The following is a 16,006-nucleotide window of genomic DNA, read 5'->3' on the forward strand; positions in this document are numbered from 1 at the left end:
AGCCTTGTCATACGGCAGCACTCCGGGTTTGACGGTAGCGCCGGGTCAGCCAGCCTTCCAGCAGCCCCAGCAGTCCGTCGGCCACCAGAGCCAGAACAACTGCGCCGATGCCGCCGATAAAGATCATTTCCGGCTTGTTGACGCCAAGCCCCGAAACGATCAGCTGCCCGAGTCCGCCGGCCCCGATCAGGGAAGCAAGCGTCGCCCAGCTGATGATATACACCGTCGTGATCCGTATGCCAGACATAATATAAGGAAGCGATAAGGGAAGCTGGATTTTCAGAATCGTCTGGGCTGCACTGTATCCCATGCCTTTGGCGGAATTCAGCACGCCTTTATCCACCGACTGAAATCCGTCGTACGTGTTCCGCAGAATCGGCATGAGGGAATACAGCAGCAGCGCCAAAATCGCCGGCTTCACGCCGATGCCAAGCAGCGGAATCAGAATGGCCAGCAGCGCCAGGCTCGGGATCGTCTGGAACAGGTTGGCGATAAAAAATACGGCGCTGTTGATCCAGCCGACCCGGTTGTATACCAGCAAAATGCCGATAGGGACCGCCACGATCGTCCCGAGGATCACCGCGGAAAAGGAGATGGTCAGATGCTGCCGGAGGGCCAGCAGGATATCCGGGTACCTTTCGGTGATAAAGCTCCAAAATTCATTCACACCGGCTCCCCCTCTCCGGCAGGCTGCGGAGGGGCCAGGTTCGGATATACCTCGGCCAGATGCTTGACGACACTGCCCCGGGTTACCAGTCCCAGGAACCGGTTATTTCCGTCGACCACCGGGATATTGCTCAGCTGGTGGCTGTCCATGAGCTCAATGGCCTGGGGCAGCGTACTCCCCGAAGCTACCGAGAAGCGGACAGGGACCATGACGTCGGCAACCGTTTTGCCCTCTTCCCCGTACATGTCGAGCACCCGGTAAATCGAGACCGCACCCTGCAGCTGCTTGTTCCGGTCCACGATAAATAGGGAATCTACACGCTTGGACTCCATCATTTTGATCGCTTCAGCCAAGCCTCGATTCGGGAATGCCGTCACGGGATTCGTAATCATAACGTCGTCGACGAGCGGAATTTCATAGGAAGGCTCGTTTTCGCTCTGCAGCCGTTTCGAGCCGATAAAGTTGCGGACGAAGTCATTCGCAGGATGGCGCAGAATCGCCTCGGGCTTCCCGGTTTGCACGATTTGCCCGTCCTTCATCAGCACGATCGTGTCCGCGATTTTGATCGCTTCGTCCATATCATGCGTCACGAAAATGATCGTCTTGCTCAGCTCCTGCTGCAGCCGGATAAGCTCATCCTGCAGCTGCTCCCGGCTGATCGGGTCGAGCGCCGAAAACGGCTCGTCCATCAGGATAATATCCTGGTCGGCCGCCAGCGCCCGGATAACCCCGACCCGCTGCTGCTGCCCGCCGCTGAGCTCGGAAGGATAACGGTTCCGGTATATGGTATGGTCGAGACCAACCAGGTCGAGCAGTTCGTTCACTTTCCGGTCGGTTTTCTCTTTATCCCACTTTTTCAAATGAGGGACGACCGCCACGTTTTTGGCGATATTCATATGGGGGAACAAGCCTACACTCTGAATGACATATCCGATATTCCGGCGCAGTTCCACCGGGTTAAGCCCGGAGATGTCTTTTCCGTCGATCAGTACTTTTCCGGAGGAAGGGGTGTTCAGGGCATTGATCAGCTTCATGGTCGTCGATTTGCCGCAGCCGCTTGGGCCGATCAAGACTGTAATTTCACCCTTCTTAAACTCCAGGTTGATGTCTTTGAGGGCGTGAAACCCGTCATCATACACTTTGTTTACATGATCCAGTACAATCATTCAATCGCTCCTTTAGCCAGCTGTATTCATAGTATGTGGAGCATTTCGCATATCATCCGCCATCCGGCGCAAAGACATGGTCCGTCCGCAAAAGGGAGCGGGTCCATCAAACATGGCTTCAATCTTCAAGTATCCGAGCTTGTTTCATAGATAGGCTTCACGGGCCTGTTATGTAGTGGAAAAGCGGTTTTCCTTACGGGGAGTTAAAGGAATCATCCATATACGGCGTGAACGTTGCCATATGCAACGAATGGATGAAGCTAAGCATCCTTGCATCCTTCGATTCTCGCGTTCAACAGACATACCAAATTGCAAATAGACAAGCCTAACTCTTTTGGACCTGGACGGAAGATTGGCGAAATGCGACTGTGGATCCGGTTCCAAGCAACAAATTCGGGACCTCCTGCCTGGCTGGCTCACAGCAGGTTTTAGTTTATTACCCATTCTGCTGCAAAATGAAACAGGCAGGGGGCTTTTTTTATAAAAAGAAAATGCAGTCTCTACAGCACCGTCTCCCGATCCCGCATGAAACGTCCGCCGGTACTATTTTTTCGTTCCCCGGGTCCAGAATCCCCCATGCAGCATGACAGGCTCGGTGACGACAATGAATGCCTTTGGGTCAAGCTCCAGTATGGAGTTGTAGAGCTTCTTCTGGTTTTTCCGTTTGGCCAGCACTTCGAAGACCAGACGATGGCCGTCGCGGCCGCTGCCGATCCAGGAGGTGACGCCATACCCGATGTTGCGCAGCGTGTTGGCCATATCGCTCCCGGGATCATTGACGATGACCTTCATCGTAATATAGCCGAGCGCAATCCGGTTTTCGATCCACGAGCCCACCAGAACACCAAGGCCGTAGCCCACGGCATACACGATCAGGGACAGCGGCTGATTGACATACTTCAGCACAATGCTGAGCCCGAGCACATAAATCGTAATTTCAAACATGCTGAGCACCGCGGCCAAATACTTTTGGCCTTTCAACGTCAGGATCATGCGCAGCGTAAAGAAAGAGACGTATACGATTTGGATGACGAAAATAAAAATCAGTATTCCGAGCATAATAAGCACCCCTTGTCTATTCTCAGGTTGTCTTTGTAGTAACTTAACCCAATTCGCCAAGCCTCTATTCACGCCCGGGATGGATGATTGAAAGGAAATGGCCTATACATCAAGGGGATTTGGAGGAAATGCTGCGGAGCTCGAACGCAAAAAAGAGATGAAGCCACTTGGCTCCATCCCTTCTCTATAGAATAATCATCGTATAAAAGAATCCGGTCATCCCATTCCGAACAGCTTTTTGAAACGGGTGAACATGCTTTTCTTCTGGTCCAGCTGCATCAGCGGCACCGTATCGCCCAGGATGCGCCGCGCAATGTTGCGGTACGCGATCGCGGCCCGCGATTCCGGGTTCATCACCGTAGGTTCCCCGCTGTTGGCTGCCTTGATGACGTACTCGTCATCCGGCACGATCCCGATCAGATCGATGTTGAGCACCTGGAGCACATCCTCTATGTCGAGCATGTCTCCGGATTTGACCATATTCGGCCGAATCCGGTTCACGACCAGCTTGGGCGACTCCACGGCAGAGCTCTCCAGGAGCCCGATAATACGGTCGGCGTCGCGAACCGCGGCGTTCTCCGGAGTGGTAACGACGATCGCCTTGTCCGCTCCGGCAATCGCGTTCTTAAATCCCTGCTCGATGCCGGCAGGACAGTCGATAATAACATATTCGTACTCTTTCTTCAGCTCAAGAATAATATCCTTGACCTGTTCCGGCGACACCGCGTTTTTGTCCTTGGTCTGGGCGGCCGGAAGCATATACAGCTCGTCAAAGCGCTTATCTTTCACCAGCGCCTGGTTCAATCGGCAGCGCCCTTCCGCCACATCGCATAAATCGTAAATGATCCGGTTCTCCAGGCCCATCACGACGTCCAAATTGCGCAGGCCGATGTCGGTATCGACCAGGCACACTTTTTTGCCAAGCAGCGCAAGCGCGGTTCCGATGTTCGCCGATGTGGTCGTTTTGCCCACACCGCCTTTACCGGAAGTAACGACGATAGCTTCTCCCATGTGTTACACCCCTTTAAACACGTTAAAATCCCGCCGTATCCGGACAATATTGCTAATTTTATCGATTTGCATGGCTCCGTCGCGCAAAAACGCAAACTCCATGCTCGTCTCCCGAATGTTCCATTCGTCCGGAGGCCGGCTGATTCTTTCGGCAATCCGGAGCTGGGTGGGGGCAAAATAGGAGGCTGCAATGATCGCTTCCTCATTTCCCTCAACGCCTGCATGGGCCATTCCACGCAAAGCCCCCAATATATAAATATCACCCGTGCACAGAATGCTTCCGCCCGGGTTCACGTCGCCCAGGAAAAGCAGGTCCCCGTGATGATGCAGCACCTGGCCCGATCGGACCATTCCGCTCATGACCGCATAAGCCGGCTCTTTCCCGGGTTCGTTTTCCCCCTCAGGCATCTCCACGGAACGGATCAGCAAATTCCCCTTTTGCTTCAAGATGTCCAGCATGGATTGTTTCTGGTCTTCCGATATACGCCTTGACCCAAGCTTTACGTCTACATGAATAATCGGTCCGGTCAAAATATTTTGATGAGTATGCTCCAGCTTGTACCTCAGCTCACCCAGCAGTTCCTCAAATTCACATTCGTCATCGAGCAGGAAAACCAGGCCATCTTTGATGCCCTTAATCGTCACATGATTCGATTTGACTGCCATGCCTGTCCCTCCCATCTCTATACATTTCGTTCCCGGATGCATAAGTTCCTGCCTGATTATGCAAATTGTAAGGGCGGTTTACGCCGCCTTTTCCACTTTTGCGCGTTTACCAAGCTTCTCGAGCTGCTTGCGCAGCGGAACATAAATGATTAACCCGAAAACGAAATGAACGACCAGATCGGGCAGAATATGGTGCAGCAGGTTCCAGTTATACGGAACGGCCGTGAGCGAGAACACCCGGTAGATCCCGTACAGCAGGCTGTCAAACAGCAGGCTACCCAAAATGATGACCGTCATCATGACCGGCATTTGGGCGCGCGGCATCTGAAAAATGAAGCCCATAAGGTAGGCTGAGACTCCCATAACAAAGGAGTATGTGCCGATCATATCCCCGTAAAAGACGACGTCATGCAGCATGCCGAATATAATCCCGAGAACGAGCGCGGTATGACGGTGATGGTATACCGAAACGAATAACAGGACGATAAAGACCAGATTCGGCGAAATGACGTTCTGCCAGGAGCCCGGCAGCAGCCAGGGGACGACCGTCCCTTCGAGAAGAAAAAGGACGAACAGCAGCAGGATCAGCACTTGCTTGCGGACCATTATTGCTGTACCTCCGGCTGCGATACGACGAACAACAGCTTCCAATCTTGAAATTTCGCCGCTGGCTCAATCGTCGCCGTCTTCGTCTTCCCAAACGGGCTGACCTGTACCTTGGTGACTTTTCCGATGATCAGACCTTGTGGATACTTGCTCGGATCTCCTGCGGAAACGATCATATCCCCTGCCTTGATCGGATCGTTCTCTTTGATCTGGGTCATCTGCAGGGTCTTGCTGACCTCGTCGTAACTTTCGATAATTCCGAACACATTATGATTGTTCATTGACGTCGCAGAAATGCCGTTGGAATTCGGGTCCTTCGCATCCATCGTCGTAATCAGCTTGACGGTCGACGTGAAATTGCTGACATGGCTGATGACCCCGACAAGACCGTCGATCGAAATGACGGACTGGCCGACCTTGATGCCGTCCCGCTCGCCCAAATCAATGACCAGGGAGCGGTTTACCGTATCCGAGTTGACGCTAACGACCTGGGTAATATGATAAGTATAATTGTTCTGCTCTTTCTGGGCATTCGTAAAATGCAGCGCTTCTTCCAGTTTCTTATTGGTATCTTCCATGCGATTATATTTGACCTTATCGCGCGTATAATGGGCAAGAGCAATCTTAAGCTCCTCGTTTTCTTTGTAGATGTCCCGCATATTGGCAATATCTTTAAACAAGCCCGCTATGTAACCAGCGGGCTTATAAAAGATATTTTGGGCAAATCCGACCGTATCCCTCAGAAACTTCTCGGGCCAGGATAACGAGGCCCGGGGCCCCAACGTAAATCCCATGAGCGCAATAAACATAACCAAACCAATCAGTATGACAAACAATCGCTTATTACCGAGCAGTTTAAACAGTTCTAACACCCTCTAACTTACTGATTTCTCTCCCATGATCAGGGGTGACCCGCTATATAACTGCCTAGCGTTTGGAACGCACGGCCGAACTGCTGCGGGATTTGAATAGATGAATGTTCTCCAGCGCTTTCCCTGTACCGATGGCGACACAGTCCAGCGGATTGTCCGCCACGATGACCGGCATGCCGGTTTCTTGTGCCAGCAGCTTGTCCAAGTTGCGCAGCAGGGCTCCGCCTCCGGTCAGGACGATACCGCGGTCCATAATGTCGGCGGCAAGCTCCGGCGGACATTTCTCCAGCGTCACCTTCACCGCTTCAACGATCGCATTGACCGTGTCAGACAGAGCTTCACTGATTTCGTCGGATGTGATGGTAATCGTCTTCGGCAGGCCGGTTACGAGGTCACGCCCGCGGATTTCGCTCGTTTCCACCTGTTCCAGCGGCAGCGCAGAGCCCACTTCCATTTTCAGCTGCTCCGAAGTCCGTTCCCCGATCATTAAATTGTATTGCCGTTTAATATATTGAATGATAGATTCGTCCATTTCGTCGCCGGCCACTCTGACCGAACGGCTCGTAACGATACCGCCCAGGGAAATAACCGCAACTTCAGTTGTACCCCCGCCGATGTCAACGACCATGCTGCCTGTCGGCTCCCATACCGGAAGGTCTGCACCGATGGCTGCCGCAAACGGCTCTTCGATGGTGTAAGCCTCACGCGCACCCGCCTGCTTGGTGGCATCTTCAACCGCCCGCTGCTCTACCGCAGTGATGCCCGAAGGTACACAAACCATCACGTTCGGATGGCGCTGGAACATAGAGCGCTGCTTTTGCGCCTGACGGATAAAATATTTAATCATAGTGGCCGTCGTGTCAAAATCTGCGATGACCCCATCCTTCATCGGACGGATGGCACGGATATTCCCCGGCGTGCGGCCGATCATTTTCTTGGCGGATTCACCAACGGCTTCAATGCTCTTCGTATCGGTGCGCAAAGCGACTACCGAGGGCTCTCTTACGACAATTCCTTTTCCACGGACATAAACGAGTGTATTCGCCGTCCCCAAGTCAATACCCAAATCTTTCGTGAAGCTCCCTAACATGCTGTAATCTCCCTTTCTTCGTCAATCTCAACTATTATATTACATCAAGCCTTGCTCCTTCAAACTGACGTATCCTCCATCACCGATAATCAAATGATCCAACACCTCTATGCCCACAATGTCCCCTGCCTCCTTCAACCGGGCGGTCAGGGAAATATCTTCTGGACTAGGGGTGGGATCTCCACTGGGATGATTGTGTGCACAAACGACGGATGCGCTGCTGCATTTAATGGCTGCGCGAAACACCTCGCGGGGGTGCACGATGGAGGCGTTCAGACTGCCGATCGAAAGCGTCTCTTGAGCAATAATGTGATTTTTCGTATTCAAAAACAAACAGACAAAATGTTCTTTTTGCAAATACCGCAGCTGCTCTGAGAGCACGTTTGCGGCATCCTTCGGGCTCCGTATCGTAACGGGCTCCTCTTTGCGAGCTCTGGACAAACGCTGTCCAAGCTCGATTCCGGCTTTGAGCTGCAGCGCCTTCGCGCTGCCGATGCCCCGAATGGACATCAGCTCCTCGACGCTCAGGTCGACCAGATTTCGCAAACTGCCGACTTGCTTCAGTATCCGCTGAGCCAAATGTACGGCTGACTCCTGGCGGGTTCCCGTCCGAAGCAAAATAGCAAGCAGTTCGGCATGGCTTAAAGCACTCGCCCCATATTCAAGCATGCGTTCTCTCGGGCGTTCTTCATGGGGGATGTCGCGCAGCAGATAAGTTTGCGACTCCATAAGTTCCCCTTCTTTCCCTTCATTCAAATAACATCCGCAAGTTTTACAAAACGTCGATTCCGAACTCGCCCAGCATGTCCGAAAGCAGGGACAGCGGCAGTCCGACCACGTTAAAATAGCATCCTTCGATCCGTTCGACGATCGTTGACCCGAGTCCCTGGATCGCATAGGCGCCCGCTTTGTCATCAGGCTCTCCGCTCATGGCGTAAGCCTCTACCTGGCGCCCGGTGAGCGGCTTCATCGTCACCGACGTCACACGATGGCGCACTATCGTCTTGCCGTTCATGACATCGATGACGGCGACTCCCGTATATACCTCGTGGGTCCGGCCTTGCAGCGATGTCAGCATGCGAACCGCATCCTGCTTGTCGACCGGCTTGCCCAGCACCTGATTGTCCAGCACAACAACCGTATCACTGCCGACGATCACGGCATCCTCCTTATCATCATGAAGCGAGGCATGAACGGCTTCCGCTTTGCGTAAGGCCAGTCCTTCCACGACCTGCTGCGGTGTCCAATCTTCGGGTGTATGTTCTTCAGCGTGACTGGGACGGATCTCAAACGGAATATGTAGAGAAGCGATCAGCTCCTGCCTTCTCGGTGAAGTTGATGCCAGAATAATGCGGCGTGAATGGTTTGATTTCAATGAAAGGATCTCCTTTGTCCGGTAGTTAAAGCCTGCGATACAGCCACACGGAGACAATGATGCCGATCAAACTCAGCAGGCTTAGTTTCATTTGAATGGTAATGTCGTAACTGATAATGTCCAAATTAGCTTGCGGTGACCATTTGATCATCGTGGATGCGGTCAGAAAAGAAAGAGCTTGTACAGGCTCCAGCGCTTTGGCTATCCATGCTCCCGCCAGCCAGCCAAGCAGCAGAAACAGCAGTAATATTCCAACATTCTTCTTCATTCTTCTCTTCCCTCGCCATAATTTGACACCCACATTATTATACGGTTATTTGGACGTCAATACAAACACAAATCCGGCATGGGGAAGTATTTCCATTTCCACGCCGGATCTTTGTGTTTTATGCTTTTTCCAGGGAAGCGACAAGCTGCTTCTGCAGCATGATGAATTCCATCATCCTGGACTGGATTTCCCATAGATGCCCCTTCGCCGTATTTTTGTTGTATTCCTCGACGGACGAAAGCGAGCTGTTCATCGCCTGCTCCAGCTGCTTGCCCATCTCTTGCTGATCCGCGCCCAGGCCGGCCTGGAACGGCTTGGCCGCCTCCGTCCACTGCCGGTGCAGATCGGTCAAACGGTTCATATCCTCGTCACCGATTTTCCCTGGAAGATCCTTGCCCAGGAGGCTCGCCGAGGTTTGGCTCAGCAGCGCAACCAGGTCCGCGCTCACCTGAAAGTATTGGTTAACGGCCTCCGCGTCTCCGTTAAAATGCAGGGAGGTTGCGGCCGGGAGATCCACCTCCCGCACATACAGATCAACCCCTTCCGCCTTCAGCTGATTGCTGAGCAGCTTGGCCTGTTCGCGGTCTGTGGACAGGCCCGCATACACCCGGTTTTCCTCATCCGGGTCGTTCCCTGCGGCAATGCCGTACTGCTCCAGCTCGTCCTTCGCCTGCTGAACCCGGTCGGCGGTGCTGAAGACGCCATACTGCAGCATGTAGTAGGTTTGAGGACCCACCTCGACGGCGACCGCCGGGACGGAAGCTTGATCCTCACCGGACTGCGCAGAGGTGCTTAAAGCACTCGGGTTTCCTGTGCTGCCGCCCGGGTCCATCCCCGAAGATCCGTCCTTGAAAAAGGAGAGGACCACCAAACCGAACAACGCCCCGGTGACGATGGCTCCAGTTACCGTTCCGACGACTTTCCATATCGACCCCGGCCGGTGAGGCCGGTAGGAATATTCCTCGATGATGGGCCCGGGCCCCGCTTCATCGGGTCTGTTCTCGATGTTATCGTAGGCATCATAGCCCTCCCTGACCGTGTACCTATTATTGGCACGATCCAGGTCCCAGTCTTCTGAGCTGTCCGGATAGCGATGATCTGGCCCGTCCGCAACGGAATCATGCTCAGGAGTATCGTCTGCCCGCTCCTGGATTCCGTAACCCATCCTCTCCTCCAGACGCTCCCAGCTGTCCTCCCTGTTGAACGGATCACTCCATCCCTGCATCGACGCAGGCACAGCCGATATCGGGGTACGCTTTGTTTCAACATCGCGGCGGTTGCTACCGGAATTACGATCATCCGCCCATGCAGGGTTCTGTGCAGCCGATCCCGCAACCGTCAGCTGTCCGCGGTCCTTCTTATCTTCAAGCTGGCGCCCTTGTTCTTCATCAAACCGGAACGTCATTCTCGCCTTGTTCACACCCAAACACCTCACCCTTGTCCGTATCTACTATGTATATATGATAGATTTCCAGAAGTTATGTTTGATTGTCCCACGAAAATGACAAGAGCAAAAAAACCGTAATCCCCCTTCAGAATCAGGGAATTACGGTTTCTTCGGTCATGATCATATGCAGCCTTGCCCATCCGGCAGAGGCATTCCTTACATTGTCTTGGCGATTTCCGCCCCGACTTTCCAAATGTCGCCTGCCCCCATGGTCAGGACAAGCACCCCTGGCTGAAGCCGCGGCTTCAGATCGTTCAGGACATCTTCCTTCGTCGGCAAATAACGGGCACCCGCATTGCTGTTTTTGACGATCAAATCAACCAGCTTTGAAGAGCTCACGCCCTCGATCTGCTTCTCTCCGGCTGGCGAATAAATGTCGGTAATGATCACTTCATCGGCTCCCCCGAAAGCCCGGCTGAATGCATCGAGCAGGAAGAAGGTCCGTGTATAGCGCTGCGGCTGGAACACGGCGATAATCTTTTTGCCCGTAGCCTTGGCGGCGCTGATGGTAGCTTCGATCTCCGTCGGGTGATGCGCGTAATCGTCGATGATCAGAATATCGTTCTTCTCACCGAGCACCTGGAAACGGCGTTTGGCGCCGTGGAACTTCGAAACGCCCGCAGCGATGGATTCGAACGGAATCCCGGCCTTCAGGCAGGCGATCACCGTGGCCATGGCGTTATAGACGTTGTGCCGTCCAGGAACCGAAAGCTCGACGGTTCCCAGCGTCTGTCCGTTATGCTTCATCGTGAAGGATACGTGACGGTCGCCCAGGACCAGATCCTCGGCGGTATATTCCGCATCGGAATCGATCCCGTAGGTGGCCACATTGCAGCGGATCGAAGGAAGGATCGCGCGGATATTCGCGTCATCAGCGCAGACGACAGCCGTGCCGTCTTCCTTGATCTGGCTCAAAAACTGCACATAAGCGCTCTTCAGCTTCTCGAAATCGCCGTCGTAGTTTTCAAGATGATCCGCTTCAATGTTCGTCACGATGCCGAGCCACGGATGGTACTGCAAAAAGGAGCCGTCGCTCTCATCCGCCTCAGCCACCACGTAGTCCCCTTTGCCGGCCTTGGCGTTCGTGCCGACGTTCATAATTTCCCCGCCGATAATAAACGTCGGATCTGCGCCGCATTCCTCCATGGCGAGTGCAATCATGGACGACGTAGTTGTCTTGCCGTGTGCTCCCGCAACGGCGATGCCCTTGCGCTCATTCAGCAATCTGGCCAGCATTTGCGAGCGGTGAAGGATCGGAATGTTCAGATGCTCCGCCTCTCTTCGTTCCACGTTGTCTTTGGGAAGCGCCGTCGAATAGACGACCAAATCCGCTCCGTGAACCTGCTCGGCCGTATGGCCTATATAAATTTTGGCTCCCTTGGCAGCCAGTTTTTCCGTTAATTCCTGGGCAGCCACGTCCGAACCCGTGACCGTGTATCCCATTTCCAGCATAACCCGTGCGATGGCGCTCATCCCGTAGCCACCAATACCGATAAAATGAACATGTTCAGAATTCAACAGATTTTCACCAACCTTTTTCAGAATCGGTCTGACCCAGCAGGGCTGCCCGCACATCAGAAATCAAATACAGCGTGCCGGACACCACTGCCAAATCCCCCGGTTCTGTCCGTGACTTAAGTATGTCTAGCGCGTGTTTCCAATCCGGTTCTACGATGATCTGCAAACCTGGTTTGCCGTGAGAATGCTTCAGCCGCTCCACAATGTCCAGCAAAGCATCAGCGTCCATTTTTTTCCGGAAATCCGGCTCGGTCAGGATAAGCGTATCCACTATTGGAAGTATATGCTTCAATGAGGACTCATGATGCTTATTTGACAGCATTCCCATCATCAAATTTAACTGTTTAAAGTGATAATGCCTTTGCAGGCTCTTGCTGAGGCTCTCCAGCCCCTCCGGATTATGCGCCCCGTCCAGAACAATTCGCGGAGAATCGCCCACTTCTTCGAGTCGGCCGGCCCACTTCGTATCCCGGAACCCCTTCAGCAGATCCTCATCGTCCATGACAAAAGCCATGTACTGCCGCAGCACTTCCAGCGCCATCATCGCGCCGGCGGCATTGGCAATCTGGTGCTCGCCCTTCATCCCGATGCTCAGATCCAGCTCGCGGAAAGGACCTTTGAAATGGAACGTCTGCAAGGAACCTTCCAGACCGGTATATTCGTAGGTGAACTGCTCTCCCGCCAAATACAGCGTCGTGCGGCACTCTTCGGCTTTTTGCTTCAGCACCTCAATGACTTCCGGCTGGTTCACGCAGCTGACCACCGGAACGCCTGGTTTGATAATACCGGCCTTTTCCGTAGCGATTTCCACAAGCGTATCGCCAAGAATATCGGTGTGGTCCATCCCGACATTGGTGATGATGGAGACGATGGGGTGAACGATGTTCGTTACATCCAGCCTTCCCCCGAGCCCGGTCTCCCATACAACCACGTCAGGGTAGCATTCCTCGGCATAATACAGAATCGCCAGAGCCGTGGACACTTCGAACATCGTCGGCGATCCGAGCTCCGTGGCCGCAATCTCCTGCACTGCAGGGTACAGGCGGTTCGCCAGGGAGAGCAGCACCTCCTCCGGAATGTCTTCCCCGTTGTACTGAAAGCGGTTCGTGAATTTGGTGATATACGGCGAAGTAAACGTGCCCACCGAATAACCGCTTTGCAGAAGTACACGGGTCAAGTAAGCGCATGTCGACCCTTTCCCGTTCGTACCGGCGACATGAATGAATTTCAGCCTCCGGTGCGGGTTCCCGAACTTCTCCATTAAGGTTTCGATCCGCTGCATCCCCGGTCTGATCCCAAACGGAATCAGACCGTTAATCCAATTCGCCGCCTCTTCATAAGTGCGCAGAGAAGCCTCCCGTCCGGCTTCCATTTGATCCCCCATACCATTCACCTTCTGAATTTTAGTTAAGTTTCTGCTGCGTCGTGATCAGCCTCTCAGCTCTTCGATCCGTGCGATGACTTTGCTGCGTTTATCGGAATAGTCGGCCATCTTGGCCTTCTCCTCTTCTATGACTTTTGCCGGCGCTTTAGCCACGAAGCCTTCATTGGCCAGCTTTTTCTCCACCCGCTGCACTTCGCTGTTCAGATGCTGCAGCTCTTTCTCCAGCCGCGCAATCTCCTGGTCAATGTCGATCAGACCGGCAAGCGGCAGGTACAGCTCGGCACCGGTAATCACGGCGGTCATCGCCTTGTCCGGCGTCGTCAGGTCCAGACCTGCCGCAAAGCTCGAGGTGTTGCAGAAGCGCTGAACGTATACTTCGTTCCGGTTCACGATCTGCAGCACTTGTTCGTCGCCCGCCTTCAGCATCAGCTCGATCTTCTTGCTCATCGGAACATTAACCTCTGCGCGGATGTTGCGAACGGCACGAATGGCATCCATCAGCAGCGACATCTCGGCTGCAGCTTCGACATCCTCGAAGGCTGGATCATACTCCGGCCATGCCGCAAGCGTGATCGTTTCCCCTTCGTGAGGCAGATGCTGCCAAATTTCTTCGGAGATGAACGGCATAAACGGATGAATCATCCGCAGCGTGCGGTCCAGCACATAGCTAAGCACCGACTGCGTCGTTTTCTTGGCGCTCACATTGTCTCCGTACAAAGAGAGTTTGGCAAACTCAATGTACCAGTCACAGAGGTCATCCCAAATGAAGTTATACAGGAGCCGGCCCGTTTCACCAAATTCGTAGGCATCTATTAGACGCGTAATGTCACGGGAAGTTTCGTTCAGGCGGTGGAGAATCCAGCGGTCCGCCGTGCTGAGCTCTCCGCTTATGTCAATGTCGTCATATGTGAATCCTTCCAGATTCATCAGAGCGAATCGGGAAGCGTTCCAGATTTTATTGGCAAAGTTGCGCGCCTGCTCCACGCGTTCCCAGCGGAAGCGCAGATCCTGCCCCGGCGTGCTGCTCGTGGAGATCATGTAGCGCATCGCATCTGCGCCGTACCGTTCGATGACGTCGAGCGGATCGACGCCGTTGCCGAGCGACTTGGACATTTTCCGTCCTTCGGAATCCCGGACCAGACCGTGCATCAGCACGTCCTTGAACGGAATTTCGCCCGTAAATTCCAGCGCGGTAAAGATCATCCGGGCTACCCAGAAATAGATGATGTCATAGCCCGTAACGAGTACATTCGTCGGATAATAACGCTCCAGATCCGGAGTCTGCTCCGGCCAGCCGAGGGTAGAGAACGGCCACAGCGCCGAACTGAACCAGGTGTCCAGAACGTCGTTGTCCTGCGTAAGCTCGGTGCTTCCGCATTTGGAGCATTGGGTTACATCCTCATGCGCTACGTGGATCTCACCGCAGGATTCACAGTACCAAGCCGGAATCCGGTGTCCCCACCACAACTGACGGGAAATACACCAATCCCGCACGTTTTCGATCCAGTTCAGGTATGTTTTCTCGAAACGCTCCGGAACAAAGCGTACCCCATTGCCCGCCTTTTGCGCCTCAATGGCTCTTTCCGCGAGCGGCTGCATTTTAACGAACCACTGCGTCGACAAGTAAGGCTCGACTACGGCGCCTGTGCGCTCGCTGTGCCCTACCTGGTGCACATGGTCTTCGATTTTGATCAGCACGCCGAGGTCCTTCAAATCCTGAACGATCTGCTTCCGGCAATCGGCCCGGTCCATGCCTTCGTACTTCGCGGCCTGGTCATTCATCGTGCCGGTCTCGTCCATCACGATGATTTGCGGCAGATCGTGGCGCAATCCCACCTCAAAATCGTTCGGATCGTGTGCCGGGGTAATTTTTACGGCGCCGCTGCCGAATTCGCGTTCCACGTACTCGTCGGCAATAATCGGAATCTCGCGTCCGACAATCGGGAGCACGAGCATCTTGCCGATCATGTCCTTGTAGCGCTCGTCTTTCGGATGAACCGCTACTGCCGTATCGCCAAGCATCGTCTCAGGACGTGTGGTCGCTACCGTAATGTGGCCGCTTCCGTCCTTCAGCGGATACTGCAAATGATACAGATGGCCGTTGACTTCTTTATATTCAACCTCAATATCGGACAAGGCTGTTCTGGCGGCCGGATCCCAGTTGATGATCTTTTTGCCGCGGTAGATCAGCCCTTTTTCATAGAGTTTCACGAAAACTTCGCGAACCGCCTTCGATAGACCTTCGTCAAGCGTAAACCGCTCTCTGGAGTAATCCAGCGAAAAGCCCATTTTGGCCCACTGTTCATGAATCGTTTCCGCGTATTGGTCCTTCCATTCCCACACTTTCTCCAGGAACTTCTCGCGCCCCAGGTCGTGGCGGCTGATATTCTGCTCACGCAGCTTCTGCTCCACCTTGGTCTGCGTCGCGATGCCCGCATGGTCCGAGCCCGGAAGCCACAAGGCGTCGTACCCCTGCATCCGCTTCGTGCGAATCAGAATATCCTGCAGGGTAAAGTCGAGGGCGTGCCCGATATGGAGCATCCCCGTTACGTTTGGCGGCGGAATCACGATCGTATACGGCTCCGCCTCGGGCTTCTGCCCGGCTTTGAAATACTGGCCGTCGATCCAGTATTTGTACCATTTCTTCTCGGCCGATTTCGGGTCATACGTCGTCGGCATCCCGGTTGTTGCTTGGTTTTCCTGGTCTGTCATATTGTTCATCCTCCATCACAAGATCAGCTTTGCCAAAAATACAAAAAACCTTTCGTCCTCAAAGGACGAAAGGCTGTTCTTTCGCGGTACCACCTTTGTTTTGCGACAGCAAGCACAAACACGCATGCCTTCGCAACACTTCGTACAGATAACGGCTGCAGCCGG

General features: G+C 53.8%; 15 protein-coding genes and 1 other annotated feature (1 of these 16 cut by a window edge). All 15 genes read right to left on the reverse strand.

Annotated features, from left to right (window positions below; translation table 11 throughout):
* Positions 1–7: 7 nt before the first annotated feature.
* On the reverse strand, positions 8–667 hold the full coding sequence (locus ABID47_RS26405) for an ABC transporter permease (protein ID WP_116234231.1): 660 nt from the start codon (positions 665–667) through the stop codon (positions 8–10).
* Entirely contained in the window at positions 664–1,833 is a 1,170-nt protein-coding gene (locus ABID47_RS26410) for an ABC transporter ATP-binding protein (protein WP_354501267.1), read from the reverse strand. Before ABID47_RS26410 ends, ABID47_RS26405 begins: the two co-directional genes overlap by 4 nt.
* A gap of 543 nt (positions 1,834–2,376) precedes the next feature.
* Positions 2,377–2,892: a DUF2179 domain-containing protein gene (locus tag ABID47_RS26415; protein WP_076174398.1), complete on the reverse strand. Its 516-nt coding sequence runs from the start codon at positions 2,890–2,892 to the stop codon at positions 2,377–2,379.
* Between the two features lie 216 nt (positions 2,893–3,108).
* Positions 3,109–3,903, reverse strand: a complete 795-nt coding sequence (minD, locus tag ABID47_RS26420) for a septum site-determining protein MinD (RefSeq protein ID WP_076174396.1) — start codon at positions 3,901–3,903, stop codon at positions 3,109–3,111.
* Between the two features lie 3 nt (positions 3,904–3,906).
* Positions 3,907–4,569 (reverse strand): septum site-determining protein MinC, encoded by a 663-nt coding sequence (gene minC / locus ABID47_RS26425; RefSeq protein ID WP_076174394.1) that lies wholly within the window; start codon positions 4,567–4,569, stop codon positions 3,907–3,909.
* Between the two features lie 78 nt (positions 4,570–4,647).
* The gene (gene mreD / locus ABID47_RS26430) at positions 4,648–5,178 is read right to left on the reverse strand and encodes a rod shape-determining protein MreD (protein WP_435530678.1); all 531 of its coding nucleotides are present in this window, start codon (positions 5,176–5,178) and stop codon (positions 4,648–4,650) included.
* Positions 5,175–6,047 (reverse strand): rod shape-determining protein MreC, encoded by an 873-nt coding sequence (gene mreC / locus ABID47_RS26435; protein ID WP_163881402.1) that lies wholly within the window; start codon positions 6,045–6,047, stop codon positions 5,175–5,177. The genes mreD and mreC overlap by 4 nt, the downstream gene beginning before the upstream one ends.
* 55 nt (positions 6,048–6,102) lie before the next feature.
* Positions 6,103–7,137 (reverse strand): rod shape-determining protein, encoded by a 1,035-nt coding sequence (locus ABID47_RS26440; RefSeq protein ID WP_076174388.1) that lies wholly within the window; start codon positions 7,135–7,137, stop codon positions 6,103–6,105.
* A gap of 39 nt (positions 7,138–7,176) precedes the next feature.
* The gene (gene radC / locus ABID47_RS26445) at positions 7,177–7,866 is read right to left on the reverse strand and encodes a RadC family protein (protein ID WP_076174385.1); all 690 of its coding nucleotides are present in this window, start codon (positions 7,864–7,866) and stop codon (positions 7,177–7,179) included.
* 43 nt (positions 7,867–7,909) lie between these two features.
* Entirely contained in the window at positions 7,910–8,512 is a 603-nt protein-coding gene (locus ABID47_RS26450) for a Maf family protein (protein ID WP_354501273.1), read from the reverse strand.
* 25 nt (positions 8,513–8,537) lie between these two features.
* A complete protein-coding gene (locus ABID47_RS26455; protein ID WP_076174380.1) occupies positions 8,538–8,780 on the reverse strand; it encodes a DUF4321 domain-containing protein in 243 nt (80 codons plus the stop codon).
* A gap of 118 nt (positions 8,781–8,898) precedes the next feature.
* Entirely contained in the window at positions 8,899–10,200 is a 1,302-nt protein-coding gene (locus ABID47_RS26460) for an SPOR domain-containing protein (protein ID WP_354501275.1), read from the reverse strand.
* Positions 10,201–10,383: 183 nt separating this feature from the next.
* Positions 10,384–11,748 (reverse strand): UDP-N-acetylmuramate--L-alanine ligase, encoded by a 1,365-nt coding sequence (gene murC / locus ABID47_RS26465; RefSeq protein WP_105446197.1) that lies wholly within the window; start codon positions 11,746–11,748, stop codon positions 10,384–10,386.
* 4 nt (positions 11,749–11,752) lie between these two features.
* Positions 11,753–13,129: a bifunctional folylpolyglutamate synthase/dihydrofolate synthase gene (locus tag ABID47_RS26470; protein WP_354501277.1), complete on the reverse strand. Its 1,377-nt coding sequence runs from the start codon at positions 13,127–13,129 to the stop codon at positions 11,753–11,755.
* A gap of 45 nt (positions 13,130–13,174) precedes the next feature.
* Positions 13,175–15,841 carry a valine--tRNA ligase gene (locus ABID47_RS26475; RefSeq protein WP_354501279.1) on the reverse strand — a complete coding sequence of 889 codons (2,667 nt, stop codon included), beginning with the start codon at positions 15,839–15,841 and terminating at the stop codon, positions 13,175–13,177.
* A 58-nt stretch (positions 15,842–15,899) separates the two neighbouring features.
* Positions 15,900–16,006 (reverse strand) — a binding site (T-box leader) (it continues 151 nt past the right edge of the window).

Source organism: Paenibacillus favisporus (assembly GCF_040545415.1).
Classification (GTDB): Bacteria; Bacillota; Bacilli; order Paenibacillales; family Paenibacillaceae; genus Paenibacillus_AQ; species Paenibacillus_AQ favisporus.